Below are 22,540 nucleotides of genomic sequence, written 5' to 3'. Positions count from 1 at the left end.
TCTTCGGGGTTCGGGACTTGCACCCTATAGTTCATACGCATGCCGGGCGCACATATAAAAGCATCTGGAACAAAATCGCTCCAGATGCCTCGTAAAGTTCCTTGAAAAGGAACTTATCATTATTTCATTTTAATTTCTGCTAATGCATTTAAGAATTTATCGTTTAGTACTTTAATGTAAGTACCTTTCATACCTAAAGAGCGTGATTCGATTACACCTGCAGATTCTAGTTTACGTAATGCATTTACGATTACTGAACGTGTAATACCTACTCGGTCTGCAATTTTTGAAGCAACAAGTAAGCCTTCATGTCCATCAAGTTCTTCAAAAATATGTTCAATAGCCTCTAACTCACTATATGAAAGAGAATTAATCGCCATTTGTACAACTGCTTTACTACGAGCTTCCTCTTCGATTTCCTCAGATTTCTCACGTAAAATTTCCATACCAACTACTGTTGCACCATACTCAGCTAAAATTAAATCATCATCCTCAAATTGTGCAGATAAACGAGCAAGAATTAATGTACCAAGACGCTCACCACCACCAACAATCGGTACGATCGTTGTTAAAGCACTTTGGAACAAATCTTTGTTTTCAACTGGGAAAGCAGTGTGTTCGTCGTTAATATCCAGATTTGAAGATGTTTCAGAAATTGTAAACAAGCTATGTGTGTATTCTTCTGGGAATTGGCGTTCTTCGAACATCTTTTTCATACGTTCATTTTCAATTTGTTGATGAATTGAAATTCCTAAAAGTTTCCCTTTACGGCTTACAATATAAACATTACTGTCTATAATGTCTCCTAATGTATCCGCCATTTCTTTAAAGTTTACTGGTTTACCAGCAGATGCTTGGAGCATCGAGTTAATTTTACGCGTTTTTTCTAATAAATTCATTATTTGTTCCTCCTATAAATAAACCGAAGAGTATTTACTTAATATTCTAAAGGTTTTTACAACTAAATGATACTATTTTGCCTTATATTACAATATAAACTGTGACAAATCTTTGTTTTTTACTATACCTGCAAGTTTTTGATCTACATATGCAGCTGTGATTGGAATATTTGCAGGCGCAATTTCAGCAGCTTCAAATGATAATTCTTCTAATAAGCGTTCTAAAATTGTGTGCAAACGTCGAGCTCCAATATTATCAGTCTCCTGATTGACCTCAGTTGCAATTTCTGCAATTCGTTCAATTGCATCTTCAGTAAAGTTTATTTCTACGCCTTCAGTTTCTAATAATGCCTTGTATTGCAAAATAAGTGATTGATCTGGCTCTTGCAAAATACGTACAAAATCTTGTTTCGTTAATTTTTCAAGCTCCACTCGAATCGGGAATCGACCTTGCAATTCAGGAATTAAATCTGATGGCTTCGACATATGAAACGCTCCTGCAGCAACGAAAAGCATAAAGTCCGTTTTTACAGCACCGTACTTCGTCGTTACAGTAGAGCCTTCAACGATTGGCAGAATATCACGTTGTACACCTTCACGTGATACATTCGCAGAAGAGTTACCTTCCTTACTAGCAATTTTATCAATTTCATCAATAAATATAATGCCCGACTGTTCAGCTCTTGAAATGGCTTCTTGTGCAACCTCGTCTGCATCTATTAGCTTATTTGCTTCCTCGAAAGTTAAAATACGTCGTGCATCTTTAACTTGCACACGGCGTTTCTTCTGCTTTTTAGGCATTAAACTAGATAGCATATCCTGCATGCCACCATTTGCAGACATATCCATGCCCGTTCCTTGTAACGCATCAAAAATAGATGGATTTTGTTCCGTCACTTCAACTGTAACCCATTCATTTTCTAATTTACCGTTCCGTAAATCAAGAGCGATTTGTGCACGTTTGGAACGCACCTCTGTCTCCTCAGATGAAGTATCGTCATTTGTTTGCTGATCTTTACCACCAAACAACATTTCAAACGGATTTTGCATAGACTGTTTTTTTCGTAAGGAAGGAACCAATAGCTTAACTATTGCTTCGTTGGCTAATTCTTCCGCTTGTTCCTTTACAGACTCCATCATTTCTTCTTTTACAAGACGATGTGAAGCTTCTACTACATCACGTACCATCGACTCAACATCGCGTCCGACATACCCTACTTCTGTAAACTTTGTTGCTTCCACTTTCACAAATGGCGCACTCGTTAACTTCGCAATTCTTCTAGCAATTTCTGTTTTTCCGACACCTGTAGGTCCAATCATTAAAATATTTTTCGGAATTACTTCTGCCTTCATTTCATCACTTAGCAGCGAGCGACGATAACGATTACGTAATGCAATAGCTACAGCTCGCTTTGCCTCGTTTTGTCCAACGATATAACGATCCAAATGCTCAGTAATTTGTCTTGGCGTTAAATTATTTTTTGTCATTAGTTAAGCGCCTCCACGATAATATTATGATTTGTAAATACACAAATCTCGGCAGCAGTTTCTAATGCCGCCTCTGCAATTTCGCGAGCAGACATTGTATCACCCGCATATTTTTTTAGAGCACGACCTGCCGATAATGCATAGTTACCCCCAGAACCAATTGCCAAAACTCCATCATCCGGTTCAATTACTTCTCCCGTACCCGAAACAAGAAGTAGCGTAGTTTTATCCATTACAAGTAGCATAGCCTCTAATTGACGTAGCATTTTATCACCGCGCCATTGCTTGGCAACTTCTACTGCTGCACGTTGTAAGTTACCATTGTATTCATTTAACTTTCCTTCAAACATTTCAAAAAGCGTAAAAGCATCTGCAACCGATCCTGCAAATCCAGCAAGGACCTGCCCATTAAACAGACGTCTGACCTTCCTTGCTGTACCTTTCATCACAACCGCATTCCCTAGGGTCACTTGGCCATCACCAGCCATAGCGCAACTTCCATTATGATGAACTGCAAATATCGTTGTCGCATGAATTTGTCCCATTTGCCTTCCTCCTTAGCTCTATTATGCCCTTGGATGAGCATTCATATATGTTTGACGAAGATGCTCTTTTGTTACATGTGTGTAAACTTGTGTAGAAGATAAATGTGCGTGGCCTAATAACTCCTGTACCGTTCGTAAATCTGCGCCATTATTCAATAAATGTGTGGCAAAAGTATGACGAAGCATATGTGGATATATTTTCGTATGAAGTGAGGCCTTGTCAATCATTTCTGTTAAAATATGACGTACACCTCGCGGAGTAAGTTCCCCACCACGCATGTTGACAAACAATTGCTGATGACTTGTTTTTTTCATCAATCGCGGACGAGCTTGCTCTATGTAATCCTGCATGGCTAAACTCGCAAATTGACCGAATGGAATAATACGTTCTTTTCGCCCTTTCCCCATTACCCTAATAATTGAGTAATGGAAATCTACGTCTTCTACTTGGATGGAGGTAAGCTCACTTACACGAATACCTGTCGCATATAACAGCTCTAATATAGCCGTATTTCTTAATGATTTCAAATCATCGCCAGCATTCGCATCAAATAGCTGCTTCAATTCTTCTTCGTAGAAAAAACTAGGTAAGCGTGATTCTTTTTTTGGATGATATAGTGATCGAAATGCTCCATCATCTAATCCGTACTGTCTATTTAGAAAGCGAAAAAAGGAGCGTATTGAGGAAATTTTTCTTGAAACAGATGACCTTGCTCTTTTTTCATCGTACAACTTTGTTACATAGAGACGTGCATGTATATATTCAACACTAGCTAAATCATCTACGTCCTCCGCCTGTAAAAACGCTAAAAAATCTAGTAGATCTGATTCATATTCTCGCACTGTATGAACAGAGAAGTTCTTTTCAACCTGAATGTAAAGCATGAATTGTTCAAGTGCATCTTGGGACGAAACTAACATGAAAGATTCACCACCAACGAATTATTGATAACCTTCTCAAATTACTGCACATTACCATAATGTGGGGTTGATTTTCATTTCGACTGAGCGCTTTCCTTGGAGCGTCCAATGAGCCGTAAGGAGTCGCCTATCGGAACAAAGATCAACTTAAATACATAGCATACGTTTTTTAACAAATGTCACCCCAACGTTTGGTGATGAACTCATATTACTAGCACTCGCCATTAAAAAGATGTACTAGTCTGTTTATCCACTTTTTTTGGGGTTTCGTTAATGAACATAAACATACATATTGACACTATACCTATCTTCAGCATATAGCAAGTAAAAATGGTTATATTTTGAGAAAATCTCCATACAAAATAATAAAACACGTGTAAATCAGCATTTTGTCTACAAAAAAAGAAAAAGCCTCTAAGAGTATATCAACTTTTAGAGGCTTTTTGCAATTAAATTGTTTGTGAATTCACAAAATTATGAATTGCGTTTATTGCTCGTGTAGCATGCATCTCTGCACGCTCTGGTTTTGAACGACGCCCCGGTGGTAGTTCAGGGAAAATTCCGAAGTTGACATTCATTGGTTGGAAGTTTTTCGATTGTGCTTCTGTTATATAACGCGCCATACTTCCTAACGCCGTTTCGAACGGGAAGATAATCGGTTCTTGTCCTAGTACTAATCGGGCTGCATTAATACCAGCAATTAATCCACTACCAGCGGATTCAACATATCCTTCGACGCCTGTCATTTGACCAGCAAAGAAAATATTTTTTTGCTCGCGAAGCTGATAAGTTTTCTCTAGAACTTTCGGTGAATTAATAAACGTATTTCTATGCATTACTCCATAACGAACGATTTCAACATTCTCTAACCCTGGAATTAGTTGCAATACTTCTTTCTGTGGCCCCCACTTCAGATGTGTTTGGAAGCCAACAATATTGTAAAGAGTTCCCGCTGCATCATCTTGACGTAATTGAACAACAGCATAAGGGCGTTTTCCTGTTTTTGGATCTTCCAAACCTACTGGCTTCATCGGTCCAAATAACATTGTTTTCTCACCGCGAGCAGCCATTACTTCGATAGGCATACATCCTTCAAAGTAAATTTCTTTTTCAAATTCTTTTAATGGCACAACCTCTGCCTCGATTAACGCTTGACGGAAACGATCAAATTCTTCCTTTGTCATAGGACAGTTTAAATAAGCTGCTTCCCCTTTATCGTAACGAGATTTTAAATAAACCTTGTCCATATCAATGCTATCTTTTTCGATAATAGGTGCTGCTGCATCATAGAAATACAGATAATCTAAACCCGTTAAGCCTTGAATTTTTTCAGCTAAAGCTTTCGATGTTAGAGGTCCTGTAGCAATAACAGTAATACCTTCTGGAATTTCAATGACTTCTTCATGAATGACTTCCACAAGTGGATGATTTTTCACTGCTTCAGTCACATATCCTGCAAATTCATGACGATCTACCGCCAAAGCACCACCTGCCGGTACTGAACACGCATCTGCCGCTTTCATAATAACAGAATCTAAAGTGCGCATTTCTTCTTTAATCACACCGACGGCATTTGTTAATCCATTTGCACGTAGTGAGTTCGAACAAACAAGCTCCGCAAATTTATCAGTATGGTGAGCTGGTGTTTGCTTTACTGGGCGCATTTCATAAAGTTTAACTTTCACACCACGTTTGGCGATTTGCCAAGCCGCTTCACTGCCAGCAAGACCTGCGCCTATTACATTTACTACTTGTTCAGTCATGTTCTTACCATCTTTCTATCATTGAGTAGGTGCTTCTTCATAGTCGCATTTCGTACACTGAATTTGCACACCTTTTTTTATTTTTTTCTCTACTAATAATGCACTACATTTCGGACATGGTCTACTAATTGGCTTGTCCCATGAGACAAATTCACATTCAGGATACTGATTACAGCCATAGAATAAACGCTTTGTTTTACTTTTACGCTCTACTATCTCGCCTGTATCGCAAGAAGGGCATTTTACACCAATCGGCTTCATGATCGCTTTCGTATTGCGGCAATCTGGGAAGTTTGAGCAAGCCATAAATTTCCCATATCGTCCAAGCTTATAGACCATCGGAGATCCACATAGCTCACAATCCTCACCAGCCGGTTCATCTTTAATTACAACCTTTTCCATAGCCTCATCCGCGTGTTTTACATGGACCTCAAAGTCCTTATAAAACTCGTGTACAACTTTTTTCCATTGACGGCCACCTTCTTCAATATCATCTAAATCTTGTTCCATTTGTGCTGTGAATTCGATATTTATGATATCAGGGAAAAATTCTAGTACGAGTTGGTGTACGATTTCACCCAGCTCTGTTGGCATAAATCGTTTTGCATCTAACACGACATAGCCTCTGCGCTGAATTGTATCGAGGGTCGGTGCATACGTGGATGGGCGCCCTATACCTAGCTCTTCCATTGTTTTCACAAGACGCGCCTCGGAATAACGTGGTGGTGGCTGTGTAAAATGTTGCTTAGGCTCGATTTCAAGGGATTTTACCTGATCGCCAACTGCCATCTCTGGTAGAAGCTTTGTTGTTTCTTCCGTTTGATCATCGGTACCCTCAATATATAGCTTCATAAAGCCTGCAAATTTAACTTGCGAGCCGTTTGCACGGAATAAAACATCACCATTTTGCAGATCTACAGCAACAGTATCAAGTACTGCTGGTGCCATCTGACTTGCGATAAAGCGCTCCCATATTAAACGATATAAACGCAATTGATCACGACTCAGTACCGCTTTTAATTCCTCTGGAGTTCGCATCGTGCTAGTTGGACGAATGGCCTCGTGGGCATCTTGTGCATTTGATGCTTTTTTAGTCTGCTTCGTCTCCGTGGAGATGTATTCTTTTCCGTATTTAGATTCAATGTATGCGATTGCCTCTGTTTTTGCTGTATCAGAAATACGCGTTGAATCAGTACGCATATAAGTGATCAAACCGACTGTACCCTCTTTTTTACCAATATCAATACCTTCATATAATTGTTGAGCAAGCATCATCGTTTTCTTAGCACGGAAATTTAATTTACGTGCAGCCTCTTGCTGTAAAGAAGATGTTGTAAACGCAGGTGCTGCATTTCGTTTACGCTCTTTTTTAGATACATTTACAACATCAAAGTTTGTACCTTTAACATTTTTTAATATAGATTTTACTTGGTCTTCATTTGTTAATTTAATTTTATCTTTACCATTGCCATAGTAAAGCGCATCGAACGTTTTTTTGCCTTTTTCAAAGGAGCCTTCAATTGTCCAATATTCTTCTGGCTGGAAGTTTTTGATTTCATTTTCACGATCAATAATCATGCGCAGTGCTACAGATTGTACCCGACCTGCTGATAATCCCTTTTTAACTTTCTTCCACAAAATTGGGCTAATGTTATAACCAACAAGTCTATCTAATATACGCCTTGTTTGCTGTGCATCTACTAAATCCATGTTAATAGGACGTGGATTTTTAAAGGATTCTACTATCGCATCTTTTGTAATTTCATTAAAAACGACACGACAATCTGAATGAATATCAATATTTAACGCAGTCGCAAGGTGCCAAGCAATCGCTTCTCCCTCGCGGTCTGGATCGGCCGCTAGATAGACTTTCTTCACTTTTTTAGCCGCAGACTTTAAGTCCTGTAAAACAGGTCCTTTACCGCGAATAGTAATATATTTAGGTTCGTAATTATCTTCAGTATTAACGCCCATTTGGCTACGTGGTAGGTCACGAACATGCCCGATTGACGCTTTCACTTTGTATTTCTTCCCTAAATAACGTTCAATTGTTTTTGCTTTTGCTGGTGATTCTACAATCACTAAATAATCCGCCATCTATGTCTCCCCCTTAGCGAGGTCTATTGCTAATTTTTTTAAGTTACCTGTTGCAAAATGTATAACAGATTTTAAGATAATGCAACTTTTTTTCAATATTTGTTAGAAAAGAGAGCAAGTGTTTCAACGATATCGTGACCATTGCACACTGGAATAGCCCCTTCTAATAGTAATTTATTTGTGCCTTTTGATTGCTCTGCATTAATTGGTCCTGGTACAACAAATACTTCTTTACCTTGCTCTAATGCGTATTCTGTAGTAATTAGCGTCCCACTTCTTAATGCAGCTTCTGTGACAACTAACGCTTTAGATAGTCCACTAATTATTCTATTACGCATTGGAAAATGCCATTTCTCAGGCTTCATATATGGAGGATACTCTGTAATAAGTAACTGATGCTCCGCCATATGGTCAGCGAGACCCTGGTTTTCCTTTGGATAAATATAATTAAAACCGTGACCAAGCACTGCAATCGTGGAACCACCAAATTTTATAGTTGTCTCATGAGCTATTGTATCCGCCCCTCTTGCAAGCCCGCTCACAACAGTATATCCATGTTCAACAAGAGGTGGAACAATTAGATCCATCGCAATCTTTGTGTAAGCTGTAGCCTTTCGAGAACCTATAATGGCTACTTGTTTTTCTTTCGTTAATAGAGAATACTGACCTTTCACATACAATACAGTAGGTGGACTGGATATTTCAAATAATTGCGCCGGGTAAAAGGGATGATGAAAAGGGATGGGGAAAATATGAGCCCGTTCATAGGCATCTTCAAACGACAATGTCATACTTTGTCGAAAACTCCGAGAAATTTGCAAGGCTTTTTGCGATGATATTTGCAGTGCTTTTGCAATCTCATTGGGAGGCGCTTCTTCAAAATAACTTAATATATCCACCGGGGACAATAATTGTTGAAGTTTTTGAAGTGGTAATGGGTATACATAATGTAATGCTAGTAATCTCTGTGTATCGACTGAAAAAATCATTTAAAAACCTCCTTTTAATAGAAGAAATTAAATGACCGCATGTTTAATCTTCACCACAACATAAATGTGACACAGCTTTGGTTAAGGGAAGGTCCTTTTAAACTGAGTAAGTAGGAAGTTAGAAATTGTATCGTTTAAACACAATTTCATTAGAACCATGTTAAGCAGTGTCTAAATAAGGAAAAAGAAAAGATGTAGCCACAATGTGCTACATCTTCCATTTTAATGGGTTTTACACTTTTCGTATAGCCCTTTTTCTTTAATTACTTTAATAAGCGTTTCACCAATGACAGATGGCGTTTCCGCTACTTCAATACCAGCAGCATTCATTGCCTTAATTTTTTCTGCCGCTGTTCCTTTACCACCAGAAATAATAGCGCCAGCATGACCCATACGTTTACCTGGAGGCGCTGTTTGTCCACCGATAAAGCCAACGACAGGTTTCGTCATATTCGCTTTAATCCACTCAGCGGCTTCTTCTTCAGCTGTACCCCCAATTTCCCCAATCATCACAACTGCATATGTTTCAGGGTCATTGTTAAATGCTTCTAAAACATCAATAAAGTTTGTACCATTTACAGGGTCTCCACCGATACCTACAGCTGTAGTTTGACCAATACCAGCTTGTGTTAATTGATGTACCGCTTCATATGTTAACGTACCAGAACGGGAAACAACTCCTACATGCCCTTTCGTATGGATATAGCCAGGCATAATACCAATCTTACATTCATCTGCCGTAATAACACCTGGGCAGTTTGGACCTACTAGGCGTGTCTTTTTACCTTCCATATAACGTTTAACCTTAACCATATCAAGGACAGGAATATGCTCAGTAATACAGATTGTTAATTCTAATTCAGCATCAACAGCCTCTAAAATAGCATCTGCCGCAAATGGCGCAGGTACATAAATAACTGAAGTTGTCGCACCTGTTGCAGCTACCGCTTCTGCTACAGTATTGAACACAGGGACTCCCTCGATTTCAAGACCACCCTTACCTGGTGTTACACCTGCTACAATTTTAGTACCATACTCAAGCATTTGCTTCGTATGGAAAAGCGCTGTTTCGCCCGTAATCCCTTGTACAATTACCTTCGTATCTTTATTAATAAATACAGCCATTGTTCTCCCCGCCTTCCTTAGCCTACTAGTCCCACAATTTTTTGTGCACCGTCAGCCATTGAATCCGCTGCAACGATGTTCAAACCAGATGCATTTAAAATTTCTTTTCCAAGTTCTACATTTGTACCTTCTAAACGTACAACTAACGGCACAGCTAAGCCAATTTCTTTGGCAGCCGTTACAACACCCTCAGCGATAATGTTACATTTCATAATTCCGCCAAAAATGTTAACGAAAATGCCTTTTACATGTGGATCGGAAAGGATAATTTTGAAAGCTTCTGTTACTTTTTCAGCCGTTGCACCGCCACCTACATCTAGGAAGTTAGCGGGGCTTCCGCCATAATAGCTAATTGTGTCCATTGTAGCCATAGCAAGACCAGCTCCATTCACCATACAGCCAATGTTGCCATCTAATGAAATATAGCTTAAATCGTATTTTGATGCTTCAATTTCCTTTGCATCCTCTTCATCAAAATCACGTAATTCGACAATATCTTTATGACGATATAACGCATTCGCATCGAAATTAAATTTAGCATCTAATGCTACAACTTCGCCTTGTCCAGTTACAACAAGTGGATTAATTTCTACAATCGAAGCATCTTTGTCGATAAACGCTTGATACAAGCCTAACATTAATTTAACAGCTTTCCCCACAAGGTTTGCTGGAATATTCATATTAAACGCCATACGACGTGCCTGGAAGCTTGTTAACCCAACTACTGGATCTACAACTTCTTTGAAGATTTTTTCTGGATGCGCTTCCGCTACTTCTTCAATATCCATGCCGCCCTCTTCAGATCCCATTATTGTTACACGGGATGTTGCGCGGTCTAATACTAAACTTAAATAGTACTCTTTTTGAATATCAGAACCCTCTTCAATATATAAGCGTTTTACTTCTTTTCCTTCAGGACCTGTTTGATGAGTCACTAAAATCTTCCCTAATAATTCCTTTGCGTAAGTACGCACTTCGTCAAGGTTTTTAGCGATTTTTACACCACCTGCTTTACCGCGTCCACCTGCATGAATTTGCGCCTTGACTACTGTCACATTAGAGCCAAGTTCCTTCGCTACTTTCACTGCTTCATCAGGGGAAAAAGCAACTTTTCCATTTGGTACAGCTACACCATACTTTCTAAGAATCTCTTTCCCTTGATATTCATGGATATTCATAATACATCCTCCCATCAAACATTTGCATAAAATTGTTTTACTAACATAATCTATTCTAACTAAAGATTCTGATAAAGTCTACACTTTGTCTTTTGTTCGTTTTTTATCTTTTAATATTACGCATTCTTCTACTTTGTGTACTAAAACAGATTTTTGCGAAAATTAGAATTGTCTATCTTTTCTATATTTTTGCGCATGTTGTTGATCTAACCGATAAATAAATGCAAAAACCTCAGCGACAGCTTGGTACAATTCTTCAGGTATCGACTCATTTAAATCTAATTGTCCAAGTAATTGAACAAGGTTAGGATCCTCATAAATCGGCACATTATACTCATTTGCACGCGTTAAAATATTTTCTGCTATTTTTCCTTTTCCTTTCGCTACCACCGTTGGACTATCAAAGCGCCCCAGTTTATACGTGAGAGCGATCGCCTCTTTTCGAGTAAATTTTTCTTCACTCATACGCGGAAATCCACCTTACTATGTTCCTCCTGCTGTCCTACTACAGAGGTAGTTTTTTCAGGTTGGGCTTTTTCAAATTGTTTAATAAAAACACCTGAAAGTTGGTACTCTTTTTCAGCTAGGCCTATTTTTAAAGCTGCTTTTAGTGGTTCTGTAAGTGGAACAATATCATTATTTTCATTAAATACCGTCACAGTAACGACACGATTTTGAACCTGCATATCAATAACGGTCTCTTTCATTGATTCCATTTGTAAATAAAATAATATACGTGCATAATTGGCATCAATTTTACCATCATCCTTCATGCGTCCATTCCACTGTAATGTTGCATCCATTTTCTTGCCGAAGAAGTCTAATGGTACTTGCATAATAAGCTGATGCTGATGACCATTCTCACCTGATGCTAGCTGCATACCGTTCATACGTGCCATTAACATTTCTGCTGCTTCCTTCAGCTGTGGAGTAGTATGTGTCTCCTGCAATAATGTATGAAGCTGAGGTTTTAATTGATGTGCAATCTCCTGTAAATCAGCTGATTTATTACTAAGTGTCGCCTCATAGCTAAGTCCTAGATTTTTTAATACCGTTTTAAGTGCATGTTCCATTGCTTTACTATCCATAGAATTTTGCACATGGGCATCTGCTTGTGTAACAATCTGCTGAATCATTGATTGCGAGGATTCAACACTATTTTTCATAAGATTTCGCATGAATGCGTCGTTTTGTAGTGGCGTAGTTGCTTCATGCTTTAAAAGTGATAATAAATGGTCTTTCACTGAAAGAGCATTGGCGTCTTGTGTAAATAAACGCTCCGAAGAATTTTCAGCAAACGCTTTTATTAGTTGTTCTTGCATCTGTTTTGCAAAAATCTCTAGCGTTTGTTTATTTGCTGGAAGCTGATTTAATCTATCGATAAGTTGATTAATTTGCTGCTTTTGTTCATTCGTTAACAAGCTTTGATTCGCTGTCCATAATTTAAGTTGGTCGACAAGCTGAGTTGTTTTGTCAGGTTGTGCCGTTAGAATCGTTTGAATAACTTGTCCAGCTTGTTGAAGCTGATTTGGCTGAACAGACTTTAGATCGCTGAGACTTGACCAGTTTTGCAAGGTTGCCTGCTGAGGTAATATTCCCGCCTCCTTTAACATATTCATAGCTTGAATCTTATCACTCATAGAAGCCGCGTTATTCGTTAATATTTGTATGGACTTAGCAAGCACTAAACTACCTGTTTCTACCTCAAAAGGCTTTGCAATTGCCTGCACCTGTTGCAGTAGATTTTGCTTAAGGTTTTCCAGTAAAGCTGTATCTTTAGCTAAAAGCTGCGTAAAGTTTTCCATTACCGAAATCATACCAGTAGTTTTTTGCCCACTAATAAGAGCTTGGAAAACGTCATTTGTCATTGGCATTTTAAGCTCCACCATTTTTTGAATAGCTTGTAAGGCATCTAGTTTAGTAATGCCCTCTGGTAATGCTTTTATCCACATTTCTGCCTGCATCAGCTGCTCCTTAGAAATCGGTAGCTGTGCTTTCATAAAATGGGATAGAAGCTGTTGCATTTCAGCTGACTTAGGTAAATTCATCGATTCAAGTAACTGATTGATTTGTTGACTTTGGGAAGCTGTTTGCCCCATAGGACCCGTAACAACTTTTAGTTCAGTTTGCGGGTTTATACCCGTTACTTGAAAGAAATGGGCATCTCCTGCTTTTAGTGGAACTTCGAGTTTAGCAATAAATTTCTGTTGGCCAACTTGTATCTCAGCCATTTGATCTGGATATAATTGTTTAATCGTACCATGAAATACTTGCCCTTGTTTTAAAGCAAGTGGCTGATTAGCTGAGGTTACAGCAGCTTGTTGCATTTGAATCGGATTAAAAGATGTGGCTGTCATATATGTACTCCTTTCATCAATTACTCCTTGGTGTAATTGGCTTCTATTTTTATTTGGCTCAGTATCATAGCGTAGGGTTGTTTTCCGCTCCGACTGGGTGCTTTGTTGCTGACGCTTCGCTTTCGCACAGAGCAAAGCTTTCTGGGGGCGTCCTGTCTCCGTTCCAATCAACTTATCCATACGATATACGTTATAGTAAATATTCTTCCTAACTTTTGGTGGCTATTATGTTTTCAAAATACCTTAAAGCATTGACTTTATTGGCTCAAACGATTTACGATGATGGATGGTTGGACCGAAATCTTCAAGTGCTTTTAAATGTTGCTTTGTACCATATCCTGCATGCTGAGCAAAACCATACATAGGAAATTCTTTGTCCAATTGATCCATATAATCATCTCGTGCCGTTTTTGCTAATATCGATGCAGCTGCAATAGCTAAGCTTTTTGCATCCCCTTTAATTATTGAATCCTGTGGAATAGAGATTGGCAGTGTCATAGCATCAACTAGCACATAATTAGGCTTAATAGATAACGATTCTACACTCGTCTTCATCGATTGCTTTGTAGCTTCGTAAATATTTAATTCATCAATTTGTTGTGCTGCTTGGAAATGGATAAAATAACTTACTGCATGTTCTTTTATTAAAGTAGCATAGGCATTGCGTTTATCCTTTGATAATTGCTTTGAATCATTTAATCCGACTAGAGCCTCGCAGTTTGCTGGTAAAATAACAGCAGCTGTTACTACTGGTCCTGCTAATGGTCCTCGCCCTGCTTCATCTACACCCGCAATTAAAGCACTTATTCCACCGTAGCTTTGATCGAAATCGACTTTTTCTTGATGTTCTTGTAGTAACTGTTGTTTTTTATCTTGACGCTTTTTCCAGCTTAACCAAGCCTTTTGCACACCGGCACGTTCGTCAGTCTCTACTCCCGTCATCCAATCCTGCCATTCCTCCGCTTCTTTTAACGCTACTGTAATCTCTTTAATCGTTTTCATCTATTTACTCCCTTTTTTGGTTCTACATCAACAGTTCAAAACTATTTTGAGCTGACTGTTATCGAGTATTCTACTAACATCAGTCATGTTTTCACTAGAAGGTAGTGGATTCTCTAAAAATACGGATCATCACCATAACGTGTGGTTGATTTTCGTTCAGGCTGGGCGCTTTTCTCGGGGCGTCCGATGAACCGCAAGGAGTCGCCCTGCCAGAACGAAGGTCAAACTAATATATAGCATACGTTTTAACAAATGACATCCACAACTTTTAGTGAAAAACCCAAAATATGTATTCGTTTTTTCTATATCAAAAAATAATATAATTTCTTTTTCTCGCTCTATATCCTATATCGGCAAAAAGAAGTATTCCTAAAAGAAAAACTGTCACGCTCACGATTTATGACGTGAGTATGACAGTTTTCTTTATTGCTGTTCTGTTTCTTTTTCAAGTTGTTCGTCAACAAAATCAAATGTTAGTTTGCCTAATTGTAACCCACGAATATCTCGAACGATTAATTGAGCTACTTGATCATAATCGATTTCTCCTCCAGGACCGTAAACACGACGAAGTTTACCGATATGGTCGAAAGTCTCAACTAAATCTTCATGTACAAACTGGAAGCCATAGCGTTCTTCCATTCGTGCTGGATAATGAATGGATAAAAAGCGTAGACCATATACCGCTAAATCCTCCATATTCGTTATCGTATCCTTTATAGCACCTGTTAAGGCTAATTTATAGCCTACTTCTTGATCTTCAAACTTCGGCCATAAAATACCTGGTGTATCGAGTAATTCAAGCTCCTTACCAACCTTTATCCATTGCTGTGCCTTAGTTACCCCTGGCGTATTACCTGTTTTTGCGATATTTTTCTTCGCTAAGCGATTAATAAGCGTCGATTTCCCTACGTTCGGAATCCCAACAATCATTGCGCGAATGGCCCTTGGCTTCATCCCACGTGATTTCATGCGTTCAAATTTTTCTTTCAAAATTTCTTGAGCAGCCTTAGTCACTTGCTGTAATCCTTTACCTTCAAGAGAATTGATTGCTACGGCCTTATGACCACGTTGTGCAAAATACTCTACCCACTTACGTGTTTCATGCTCATCTGCCATATCTGATTTATTTAAGATAAGGAGACGCGGTTTTTGATTAATCACTTCGTCTATCATCGGATTTCGGGAAGATAGAGGTAAACGTGCATCTATTAATTCAAATATAATATCAACGAGCTTTAATTTTTCTGTTACTTCTCTGCGGGCCTTTGCCATATGCCCTGGAAACCATTGTATAGTCATATCTATACCTCCTAAACTAAAAGAAAAAGGGAGTTTTAACTTCTTTCAGCAGGTGTCCAAAAGCCTGCTGAAAAAAGTTAAAGCCTCCGGCGGATGTCATGGAATCGGAAAGGAGTTCTTTGTGCAAGCACAAAGCCGTTCCAGACGAATTATGCCAAGGCATAATTGATCTCTCCCTTTCAAGAATTACTTTACAATTTTAATATCACTAAACGGCCAGAAAATCAGACTTGTATTACCAATAATCTCTTTCTGATCGACGACTCCAATAATACGACTGTCCTTACTGTATCGACGATTATCTCCCATAACGAAAACACAGCCTTCTGGAATTACATTATCTTTTAGGTTTACATCAATGTCTTTTAACGTAAAATCCTCTGTTAAAGTACCTTCTGTAATTTTCGATTTGTAGTCATCTAAATAAGGCTCGTCTATCGGCTCACCGTTAATGTATAATTGATCATTTTTATATTCCAATGTCTCTCCTGGTAGCCCAATAACACGTTTAATATAGTTTTTCTGCTCCGGAGCATGGAATACAACTATATCAAAGCGTTTTGGTTCACCTATTTTATAACCAATCTTATTCACAATCATACGGTCGCCATTTTCAAGGGTTGGCATCATGGATTGGCCATCTACTGCAATGGGTGTAAATAAAAAGTAACGAATAATTGCTGCAATCGCAAATGCAATTAGAAGTGCCTTTGTCCATTCCCATAGTTCATTCTTTTCTTTCACTTGTTTTTCCATCGAGATTTGCCCCCTTGTCTATCCTCATTTTAGATGATAGTTATTTAAGTTGACAAGCAAAAAGAAAAGGGGCTTGTTGCACAAGCCCCTCACTTTTAAGTCATAATTATCGAATTTCTTTAATACGAGCAGCTTTACCACGTAGGTTACGTAGGTAGTAAAGTTTAGCACGACGTACTTTACCACGACGTACAACTTCTAAGTTAGCGATTTTTGGTGTGTGTACAGGGAATGTACGTTCAACACCTACACCATAAGAAATTTTACGAACTGTGAAAGTTTCGCTAATACCGCCACCACGACGTTTAATTACTACACCTTCGTATACTTGGACACGTTCACGTGTACCCTCTACTACTTTCACGTGTACCTTAACAGTATCACCAGGACGGAAAGATGGTAGATCAGTGCGAAGCTGAGCTTTAGTAATTTCTGTAATAATGTTTGACATTGTTTTCTCTCCTTAGACAGATGCTCTTGCACGCAATCTATGCCACAGCGGAACACCGTAATTCAGTACTTCACATAGAAGTACAGAATAGATGTTACCATAAATATAGATAGCAATCAAGCATCTTTATTGTTGTTTTTAAGTTTTTCTACATACAATTTTTGCTTATCTGTTAATGGATAATTCTCGAGTAAATCAGGACGACGCTCGAATGTTCTTTTCAGAGATTCTTCCGCACGCCATTGCTCAATTTTTGCATGATTGCCCGATAGTAAAACATCAGGTACTTTCATTCCGCGGAATTCAGCAGGTCGTGTATAATGTGGGTGCTCTAGAAGACCTGTAGAGAACGAATCTTGTATGTGGGAATCCTCTTGTCCTAAAACTCCCGGCAGAAGTCGTACAACGCTATCTATAACCGTCATAGCACCTAGCTCTCCACCAGTTAATACGAAGTCTCCAATTGAAATCTCGTCTGTGACAAGATGCTGACGAATGCGTTCATCATAGCCTTCGTAATGACCACATAAAAATACTAGTTCTTGTTCTTGCGCTAGCTCTTCTGCCTTTTTTTGAGTAAAGCGCTCACCTTGCGGACACATCAAAATGATACGAGGATTTTTCCCTGCCGTAATGGCCTCGACAGCGCTAAACATCGGCTCTGGTTTTAATACCATTCCCGCACCGCCGCCATACGGATAATCATCTACTTGATTATGCTTGTTACCCGAAAATCCACGTATATCAGTTACTTCTAGCTTTACAGCACCTTTTTCCTGCGCTTTCTTTAATATTGACGCACCAAAAACGCCTGTAAACATATCAGGAAATAAACTTAACACATGAATATTCATCATAGCAGACCTTCCATTACGTGTATCACAATTTTCTTCTCAGCAACATCAATTTCCTTGACGATGTCTTCGATATACGGGATGTAATGCTCTTTCTTAGCGCCCTTAACTACCCACACATCATTTGCCCCCGTTTGAAGAATGTCAGTCACTACTCCAATTATTTCGCCTTCTTCAGATACAACTGTACAGCCAATAATTTCATGGAAGAAAAATTCATTTTCCTCTAATAAATCATCTGTCATTTGATCTTTCGTAATTTTGAGCATTCCTTCTTTGAATGGCTCAACAAGGTTGATGTTATTCATTCCTTCAAAAGTTAATAAAATAAAGTTTTTATGACGACGCATGGATTCAATTGTTACCCATGTTGGCATTTTATCGTCTTTTTTAAACGCCGCAAGCTTATTTCCTACTGTGAAGCGCTCATCTTCAAAGTCTGTTGTTGATAACACACGCACCTCACCGCGAATACCGTGTGTATTGACAATACGACCTACATTAAACCATTCCATTCAAATCTCACCTCGTATCAATTTCGCCTTGACGTAATTGTTACAGATAAACAATGCGTCCCGATTTTGAATGTACTAGCACAAATCAAAATCCATGACATCCGTCAGAGGCTCTAGACCAACGTATGTTTTTCACCTTACCACCTTCAAAGATGGGTGTATTCTGTAACTGCCGTTTCACTTTCATTACAAAACATTTTTTTGCGACCGCTTCATTTTCGCACAGATCACAATTGCTAAACATGCCTATCCCCGTCAAGCTACTAGCTAGCCAGAACAAAAGTACCCTTCTCTCACTTTCACCTAAAGTAGCAGATTAACTATTGGCGGACGATGTTGTAGCTAAGAAGTTGACCAGCCTTCCTTAATGTCATTATGTTCAATTACCTCTCAATGTAATTATGATAATGAAAAAAGGAAGGAACCGGCAAGCTCCTTCCTTCTTAGTCCAGATTTTACGCTTCACCTCAAAGCCACTTCGAATTCCTAAGCGCATGTAAACATACCTATCAGGACTCTCCAGTGCTTGTTGCATGTAAAAGAGCGTGAAAATCTTTTCTATCAATCCAATATATCGACGTAGGTCTTTTTTTGATGGTGACTACCCGCCGCTGAATAAACAATTGTACGAATCGCTTTCGCTACTCGCCCTTGTTTGCCTATGACTTTCCCTCGATCCTCTGGATGAACAAAAAGTTTATAAACAATTCGATTTGCATTTTCATCCGTCTCTATACGAACTTCTTCTGGATAATCGACTAACGGTAAAACGATTGCTTCAATCAGCTGCTTCAAAAATGTCGCCCCCGATTATTTACTGAATTTTTGGTTATGGAATTTTTCCATGATACCTTGTTCTGAGAACAAGTTACGTACTGTATCTGATGGTTTTGCACCGTCAGATAACCATTTAAGAGCTTTCTCTTCATCAATGTTTACAGTAGCTGGTTGAGTAAGTGGGTTGTAAGTACCAACTGTTTCAATTGAACGACCGTCACGTGGTGAACGAGCGTCTGCAACTACGATACGATAGAAAGGAGATTTTTTAGCTCCCATACGTTTTAAGCGAATTTTAACTGCCATTTTAATAGCACCTCCGAATAAGTTTCACACAAGATAGTATATTATCAATGTTTAGGTTGTTTGTAAAGTGTTTTTTCTTAACACCTATAAAAATTATTATTTAAACAATGAATCAAAGCCCGGCATTTTCATCTTTTTCTTCCCTTTACCACTCGCCATGCCTGTCATTTGCTTCATCATTTTCTTCATTTCATCAAACTGCTTTAATAGGCGGTTTACCTCTTGAATCGAAGTCCCAGAACCCTTCGCTATACGCTTTTTACGGCTGCCATTAATAATTTCTGGATTCGTCTTTTCGGCAGTTGTCATCGAATAAATAATCGCTTCTACGTGGCCCATTTGCTTATCATCAACTTTAACATTGTCTAAGCCTTTGATTTTGTTTGCGCCTGGTAGCATTTTCAGAATTTCATCTAGAGGACCCATTTTCTTCACTTGTTGCAATTGCTCAACAAAATCATCTAAAGTAAAGGTTTGAGTTTTAAATTTTTCCTCTAACTCTTTGGCCTTCGCTTCGTCAACATTTGCCTGTGCTTTTTCAATAAGCGATAGAACGTCACCCATTCCTAATATACGAGACGCCATACGCTCTGGATGGAAAGGTTCGAGTGCATCCATTTTTTCGCCCATCCCGACAAATTTAATCGGCTTCTGTGTTACTGAACGAATTGATAATGCCGCACCACCACGTGTATCACCATCAAGCTTTGTTAAAACAACCCCAGTAATGCCGATTGCCTCATTAAAGCTGTCTGCTACGTTTACAGCATCCTGACCCGTCATAGCATCCACGACAAGGAATACTTCATCTGGTTCTTTTAATGCACGAATATCTTTTAATTCTTGCATTAAATCTTCATCGATGTGCAAGCGACCAGCAGTATCGATAATCACGACATCATGATGCTCTTCTTTTGCCAATTCAATTGCCTGACGTGCTATTTCTACTGGAGATACATCAGTTCCTAATGCAAAAACAGGTAGTGATAACTGCTTTCCTAATGTTTGTAATTGCTGAACAGCTGCTGGGCGATACACGTCTGCTGCAACTAGTAGTGGCTTACGATTATATTTTTTTCGTAACACATTTGCCAGTTTCCCTGTAGTTGTCGTTTTACCCGCACCTTGTAAGCCGACCATCATAATAACAGTCGGTGGCTTAGTATTAAATTTGATTGGGCTTTGCTCGCCACCCATTAATTCTGTTAATTCGTCTTGTACGATTTTAATAACTTGCTGACCTGGTGTTAAACTTTGCATAACATCCACACCGACAGCACGTTCACTGACCTTTTTAACGAATTCTTTGACTACTTTTAAGTTAACATCCGCCTCGATTAAAGCAAATCGGACTTCTCGCATCATTTCTTTAACGTCTTGTTCCGATACTTTACCTTTGCCTTTAATCTTTTGGATCGTTCCTTGGAGTCGTTCCGCTAATCCTTCAAAAGCCATTGCTTTCGCCTCCTAATCCCATTCTTTCAACTGTTCTATAAGCGTCAACTGCTCTTCAACCGTCATACTTTGTTCTGTAATCCCCGTTGTTAGCTGCGCAAGCATTTGTGTACGTTGTTGAAATTTTTCCAATAAAGATAGTTTTTCTTCATATTCTTCAAGCATCGCTTCTGTTCGACGAATATTATCATAAACAGCTTGGCGTGAAACTCCATACGATTCAGCGATCTCTCCAAGCGAGTGATCATCTAAATAATATAGCTCCATATAACTCCGTTGCTTATCTGTTAATAATGCTTGATAAAAGTCGAAGAGAAAGTTCATGCGTGTTGTTTTTTCAAGTAGCATCGAATGTTTCTCCTCCCGTTATTAGTCATTTGTATCATAACGAAAAGCGCCCGTCTGTGTCAAGGTAATCTCCTTGTCTAAAAGCTTTAATTAACTGCTTTTTAGGTGTTTTTCACCTAAAGCTAGTATTTCCCTTTTAAACAATGCGATTCCCCTGCACAGACGAGCGCAATTACAAATTTACTTACTTAAATGTTAATCCTCGGACCATCACCAAAGCGTGTGGTTGATTTCCGTTCCGACTGGGCGCTTTGTTGTTGCTGACGCTTCGCTTTCGCACAGAGCAAAGCTTCTTGGGGGCGTCCGATAAGCCGCTTCTTTAACAAAAGTGATCCACAACTTTTGTTGAGGAACCTAATCCTCATTATTTTGTAATTCTTTATCTAAACCATCAGCAAATAAGCCATACACATAACGTTCCGCATCAAATGGTTGTAAATCATCCATTTTTTCACCAAGACCAACAAACTTCACAGGAATGTGTAATTTATTTCGAATAGCAAGAACAATACCACCTTTTGCAGTACCGTCAAGCTTTGTTAAAACGATCCCTGTTACATTTGTAGCTTCCTTAAATGTTTGTGCTTGAACAAGTGCATTTTGACCTGTTGTTGCATCTAATGCTAATAGTACTTCATGCGGAGCATTCGGTACCTCTCGAGAGATTACTCGATGAACTTTTTCAAGCTCATTCATTAAGTTCACTTTGTTTTGCAGACGTCCAGCCGTATCACAAATCAACACATCTGCTTTACGGTTTTTCGCTGCACGAATTGCATCATACATAACCGCCGCAGGATCTGAGCCTTCCGATTGTTTAATCACTTCACAACCAACACGGTCTCCCCAAACTTGTAATTGATCGATGGCACCAGCACGGAATGTATCACCTGCTGCTAAGACAACCGTTTTACCTTGTGATTTTAGACGATGGGCAAGTTTACCGATTGTTGTTGTCTTCCCAACTCCGTTTACGCCTACGAATAAAATAACAGTAAGCTCATCTTGAGGCTGCATATTAAGGTCGATTAAATCCTCTTCTCCTTGCTCATAAATTTCCACAAGTTTTTCAGAAATAATCGCTTGAATACCGTTTGTATCTTTTATATTTTTACGTTGAACTTCGAAGCGTAATTTGTCCATTAGCTCCATTACTGTTTCAAAACCTACGTCAGCCTGTAATAATAAGTCTTCTAATTCTTCAAAGAAATCTTCATCTACTTTTCGATAACGAGCAACTAGGTCGTTCACTTTCGAAGTAAATGAATTACGTGTTTTTTCTAGTCCAGCTTTGAATTTTTGTGTGATAGACCAAGCAGAAGGTTTTTTCTCCTTCACAGGTTCCTCCACTATTGCGACCTCTTGCTTTTCTTGCTTTTCTTGCTTTTCTTGCTTTTCTTGCTTTTCTTGCTTTT

The 22,540-nt window shown here is 38.8% G+C and carries 24 protein-coding genes; all 24 read right to left on the bottom strand.

Annotation, left to right across the window (positions count from 1 at the left end; all coding sequences use genetic code 11):
- Positions 1–119: 119 nt before the first annotated feature.
- Complete coding sequence (gene codY, locus QRN68_RS13670; protein WP_285397444.1) at positions 120–899, bottom strand: GTP-sensing pleiotropic transcriptional regulator CodY; 780 nt, start codon at positions 897–899, stop codon at positions 120–122.
- A gap of 87 nt (positions 900–986) precedes the next feature.
- Positions 987–2,387 carry an ATP-dependent protease ATPase subunit HslU gene (gene hslU / locus QRN68_RS13665; RefSeq protein ID WP_285397443.1) on the bottom strand — a complete coding sequence of 467 codons (1,401 nt, stop codon included), beginning with the start codon at positions 2,385–2,387 and terminating at the stop codon, positions 987–989.
- Entirely contained in the window at positions 2,387–2,932 is a 546-nt protein-coding gene (hslV, locus tag QRN68_RS13660; RefSeq protein WP_285397442.1) for an ATP-dependent protease subunit HslV, read from the bottom strand. Before hslV ends, hslU begins: the two co-directional genes overlap by 1 nt.
- Before the next feature lie 21 nt (positions 2,933–2,953).
- Positions 2,954–3,853, bottom strand: a complete 900-nt coding sequence (gene xerC, locus QRN68_RS13655; RefSeq protein WP_285397441.1) for a tyrosine recombinase XerC — start codon at positions 3,851–3,853, stop codon at positions 2,954–2,956.
- A 449-nt stretch (positions 3,854–4,302) separates the two neighbouring features.
- A complete protein-coding gene (gene trmFO, locus QRN68_RS13650) occupies positions 4,303–5,616 on the bottom strand; it encodes an FADH(2)-oxidizing methylenetetrahydrofolate--tRNA-(uracil(54)-C(5))-methyltransferase TrmFO (RefSeq protein WP_285397440.1) in 1,314 nt (437 codons plus the stop codon).
- Positions 5,617–5,634: 18 nt separating this feature from the next.
- The gene (gene topA, locus QRN68_RS13645) at positions 5,635–7,713 is read right to left on the bottom strand and encodes a type I DNA topoisomerase (RefSeq protein WP_285397439.1); all 2,079 of its coding nucleotides are present in this window, start codon (positions 7,711–7,713) and stop codon (positions 5,635–5,637) included.
- Between the two features lie 92 nt (positions 7,714–7,805).
- Complete coding sequence (gene dprA, locus QRN68_RS13640; protein ID WP_285397438.1) at positions 7,806–8,702, bottom strand: DNA-processing protein DprA; 897 nt, start codon at positions 8,700–8,702, stop codon at positions 7,806–7,808.
- 222 nt (positions 8,703–8,924) lie between these two features.
- Entirely contained in the window at positions 8,925–9,827 is a 903-nt protein-coding gene (gene sucD, locus QRN68_RS13635) for a succinate--CoA ligase subunit alpha (RefSeq protein ID WP_054610302.1), read from the bottom strand.
- 17 nt (positions 9,828–9,844) lie between these two features.
- On the bottom strand, positions 9,845–11,005 hold the full coding sequence (gene sucC, locus QRN68_RS13630) for an ADP-forming succinate--CoA ligase subunit beta (protein WP_285397437.1): 1,161 nt from the start codon (positions 11,003–11,005) through the stop codon (positions 9,845–9,847).
- A 162-nt stretch (positions 11,006–11,167) separates the two neighbouring features.
- Positions 11,168–11,470: an EscU/YscU/HrcU family type III secretion system export apparatus switch protein gene (locus QRN68_RS13625; RefSeq protein ID WP_285397436.1), complete on the bottom strand. Its 303-nt coding sequence runs from the start codon at positions 11,468–11,470 to the stop codon at positions 11,168–11,170.
- On the bottom strand, positions 11,467–13,542 hold the full coding sequence (locus tag QRN68_RS13620; protein WP_285397435.1) for a hypothetical protein: 2,076 nt from the start codon (positions 13,540–13,542) through the stop codon (positions 11,467–11,469). The genes QRN68_RS13625 and QRN68_RS13620 overlap by 4 nt, the downstream gene beginning before the upstream one ends.
- A gap of 63 nt (positions 13,543–13,605) precedes the next feature.
- The gene (locus QRN68_RS13615; protein WP_285397434.1) at positions 13,606–14,364 is read right to left on the bottom strand and encodes a ribonuclease HII; all 759 of its coding nucleotides are present in this window, start codon (positions 14,362–14,364) and stop codon (positions 13,606–13,608) included.
- 423 nt (positions 14,365–14,787) lie between these two features.
- Positions 14,788–15,663 (bottom strand): ribosome biogenesis GTPase YlqF, encoded by an 876-nt coding sequence (gene ylqF, locus QRN68_RS13610; protein ID WP_285397433.1) that lies wholly within the window; start codon positions 15,661–15,663, stop codon positions 14,788–14,790.
- Positions 15,664–15,679: 16 nt separating this feature from the next.
- Positions 15,680–15,826, bottom strand: a complete 147-nt coding sequence (locus tag QRN68_RS13605; protein WP_285397432.1) for a hypothetical protein — start codon at positions 15,824–15,826, stop codon at positions 15,680–15,682.
- A 23-nt stretch (positions 15,827–15,849) separates the two neighbouring features.
- Positions 15,850–16,419 (bottom strand): signal peptidase I, encoded by a 570-nt coding sequence (lepB, locus tag QRN68_RS13600; RefSeq protein WP_285397431.1) that lies wholly within the window; start codon positions 16,417–16,419, stop codon positions 15,850–15,852.
- A gap of 106 nt (positions 16,420–16,525) precedes the next feature.
- The gene (gene rplS / locus QRN68_RS13595; protein WP_079560440.1) at positions 16,526–16,870 is read right to left on the bottom strand and encodes a 50S ribosomal protein L19; all 345 of its coding nucleotides are present in this window, start codon (positions 16,868–16,870) and stop codon (positions 16,526–16,528) included.
- Between the two features lie 116 nt (positions 16,871–16,986).
- Positions 16,987–17,724, bottom strand: a complete 738-nt coding sequence (gene trmD, locus QRN68_RS13590; RefSeq protein ID WP_285397446.1) for a tRNA (guanosine(37)-N1)-methyltransferase TrmD — start codon at positions 17,722–17,724, stop codon at positions 16,987–16,989.
- Positions 17,724–18,239, bottom strand: a complete 516-nt coding sequence (gene rimM / locus QRN68_RS13585; protein ID WP_285397430.1) for a ribosome maturation factor RimM — start codon at positions 18,237–18,239, stop codon at positions 17,724–17,726. The genes trmD and rimM overlap by 1 nt, the downstream gene beginning before the upstream one ends.
- Positions 18,240–18,800: 561 nt before the next feature.
- Positions 18,801–19,034 (bottom strand): KH domain-containing protein, encoded by a 234-nt coding sequence (locus QRN68_RS13580; RefSeq protein ID WP_004269410.1) that lies wholly within the window; start codon positions 19,032–19,034, stop codon positions 18,801–18,803.
- Positions 19,035–19,049: 15 nt separating this feature from the next.
- Complete coding sequence (rpsP, locus tag QRN68_RS13575) at positions 19,050–19,322, bottom strand: 30S ribosomal protein S16 (protein WP_285397429.1); 273 nt, start codon at positions 19,320–19,322, stop codon at positions 19,050–19,052.
- Between the two features lie 96 nt (positions 19,323–19,418).
- A complete protein-coding gene (gene ffh / locus QRN68_RS13570) occupies positions 19,419–20,777 on the bottom strand; it encodes a signal recognition particle protein (RefSeq protein ID WP_285397428.1) in 1,359 nt (452 codons plus the stop codon).
- Between the two features lie 12 nt (positions 20,778–20,789).
- On the bottom strand, positions 20,790–21,125 hold the full coding sequence (locus QRN68_RS13565; RefSeq protein ID WP_285397427.1) for a putative DNA-binding protein: 336 nt from the start codon (positions 21,123–21,125) through the stop codon (positions 20,790–20,792).
- A 188-nt stretch (positions 21,126–21,313) separates the two neighbouring features.
- On the bottom strand, positions 21,314–21,451 hold the full coding sequence (locus QRN68_RS13560; protein ID WP_285397426.1) for a hypothetical protein: 138 nt from the start codon (positions 21,449–21,451) through the stop codon (positions 21,314–21,316).
- A gap of 28 nt (positions 21,452–21,479) precedes the next feature.
- Positions 21,480–22,540, bottom strand: a 1,061-nt coding sequence (gene ftsY / locus QRN68_RS13555; protein ID WP_350224354.1) for a signal recognition particle-docking protein FtsY, incomplete at its 5' end; no start/stop codon positions are given.

Source organism: Lysinibacillus sp. fls2-241-R2A-57 (assembly GCF_030209535.1).
Lineage (GTDB): Bacteria > Bacillota > Bacilli > Bacillales_A > Planococcaceae > Lysinibacillus.
This window is presented reverse-complemented; position numbering and strand designations above follow the sequence as displayed.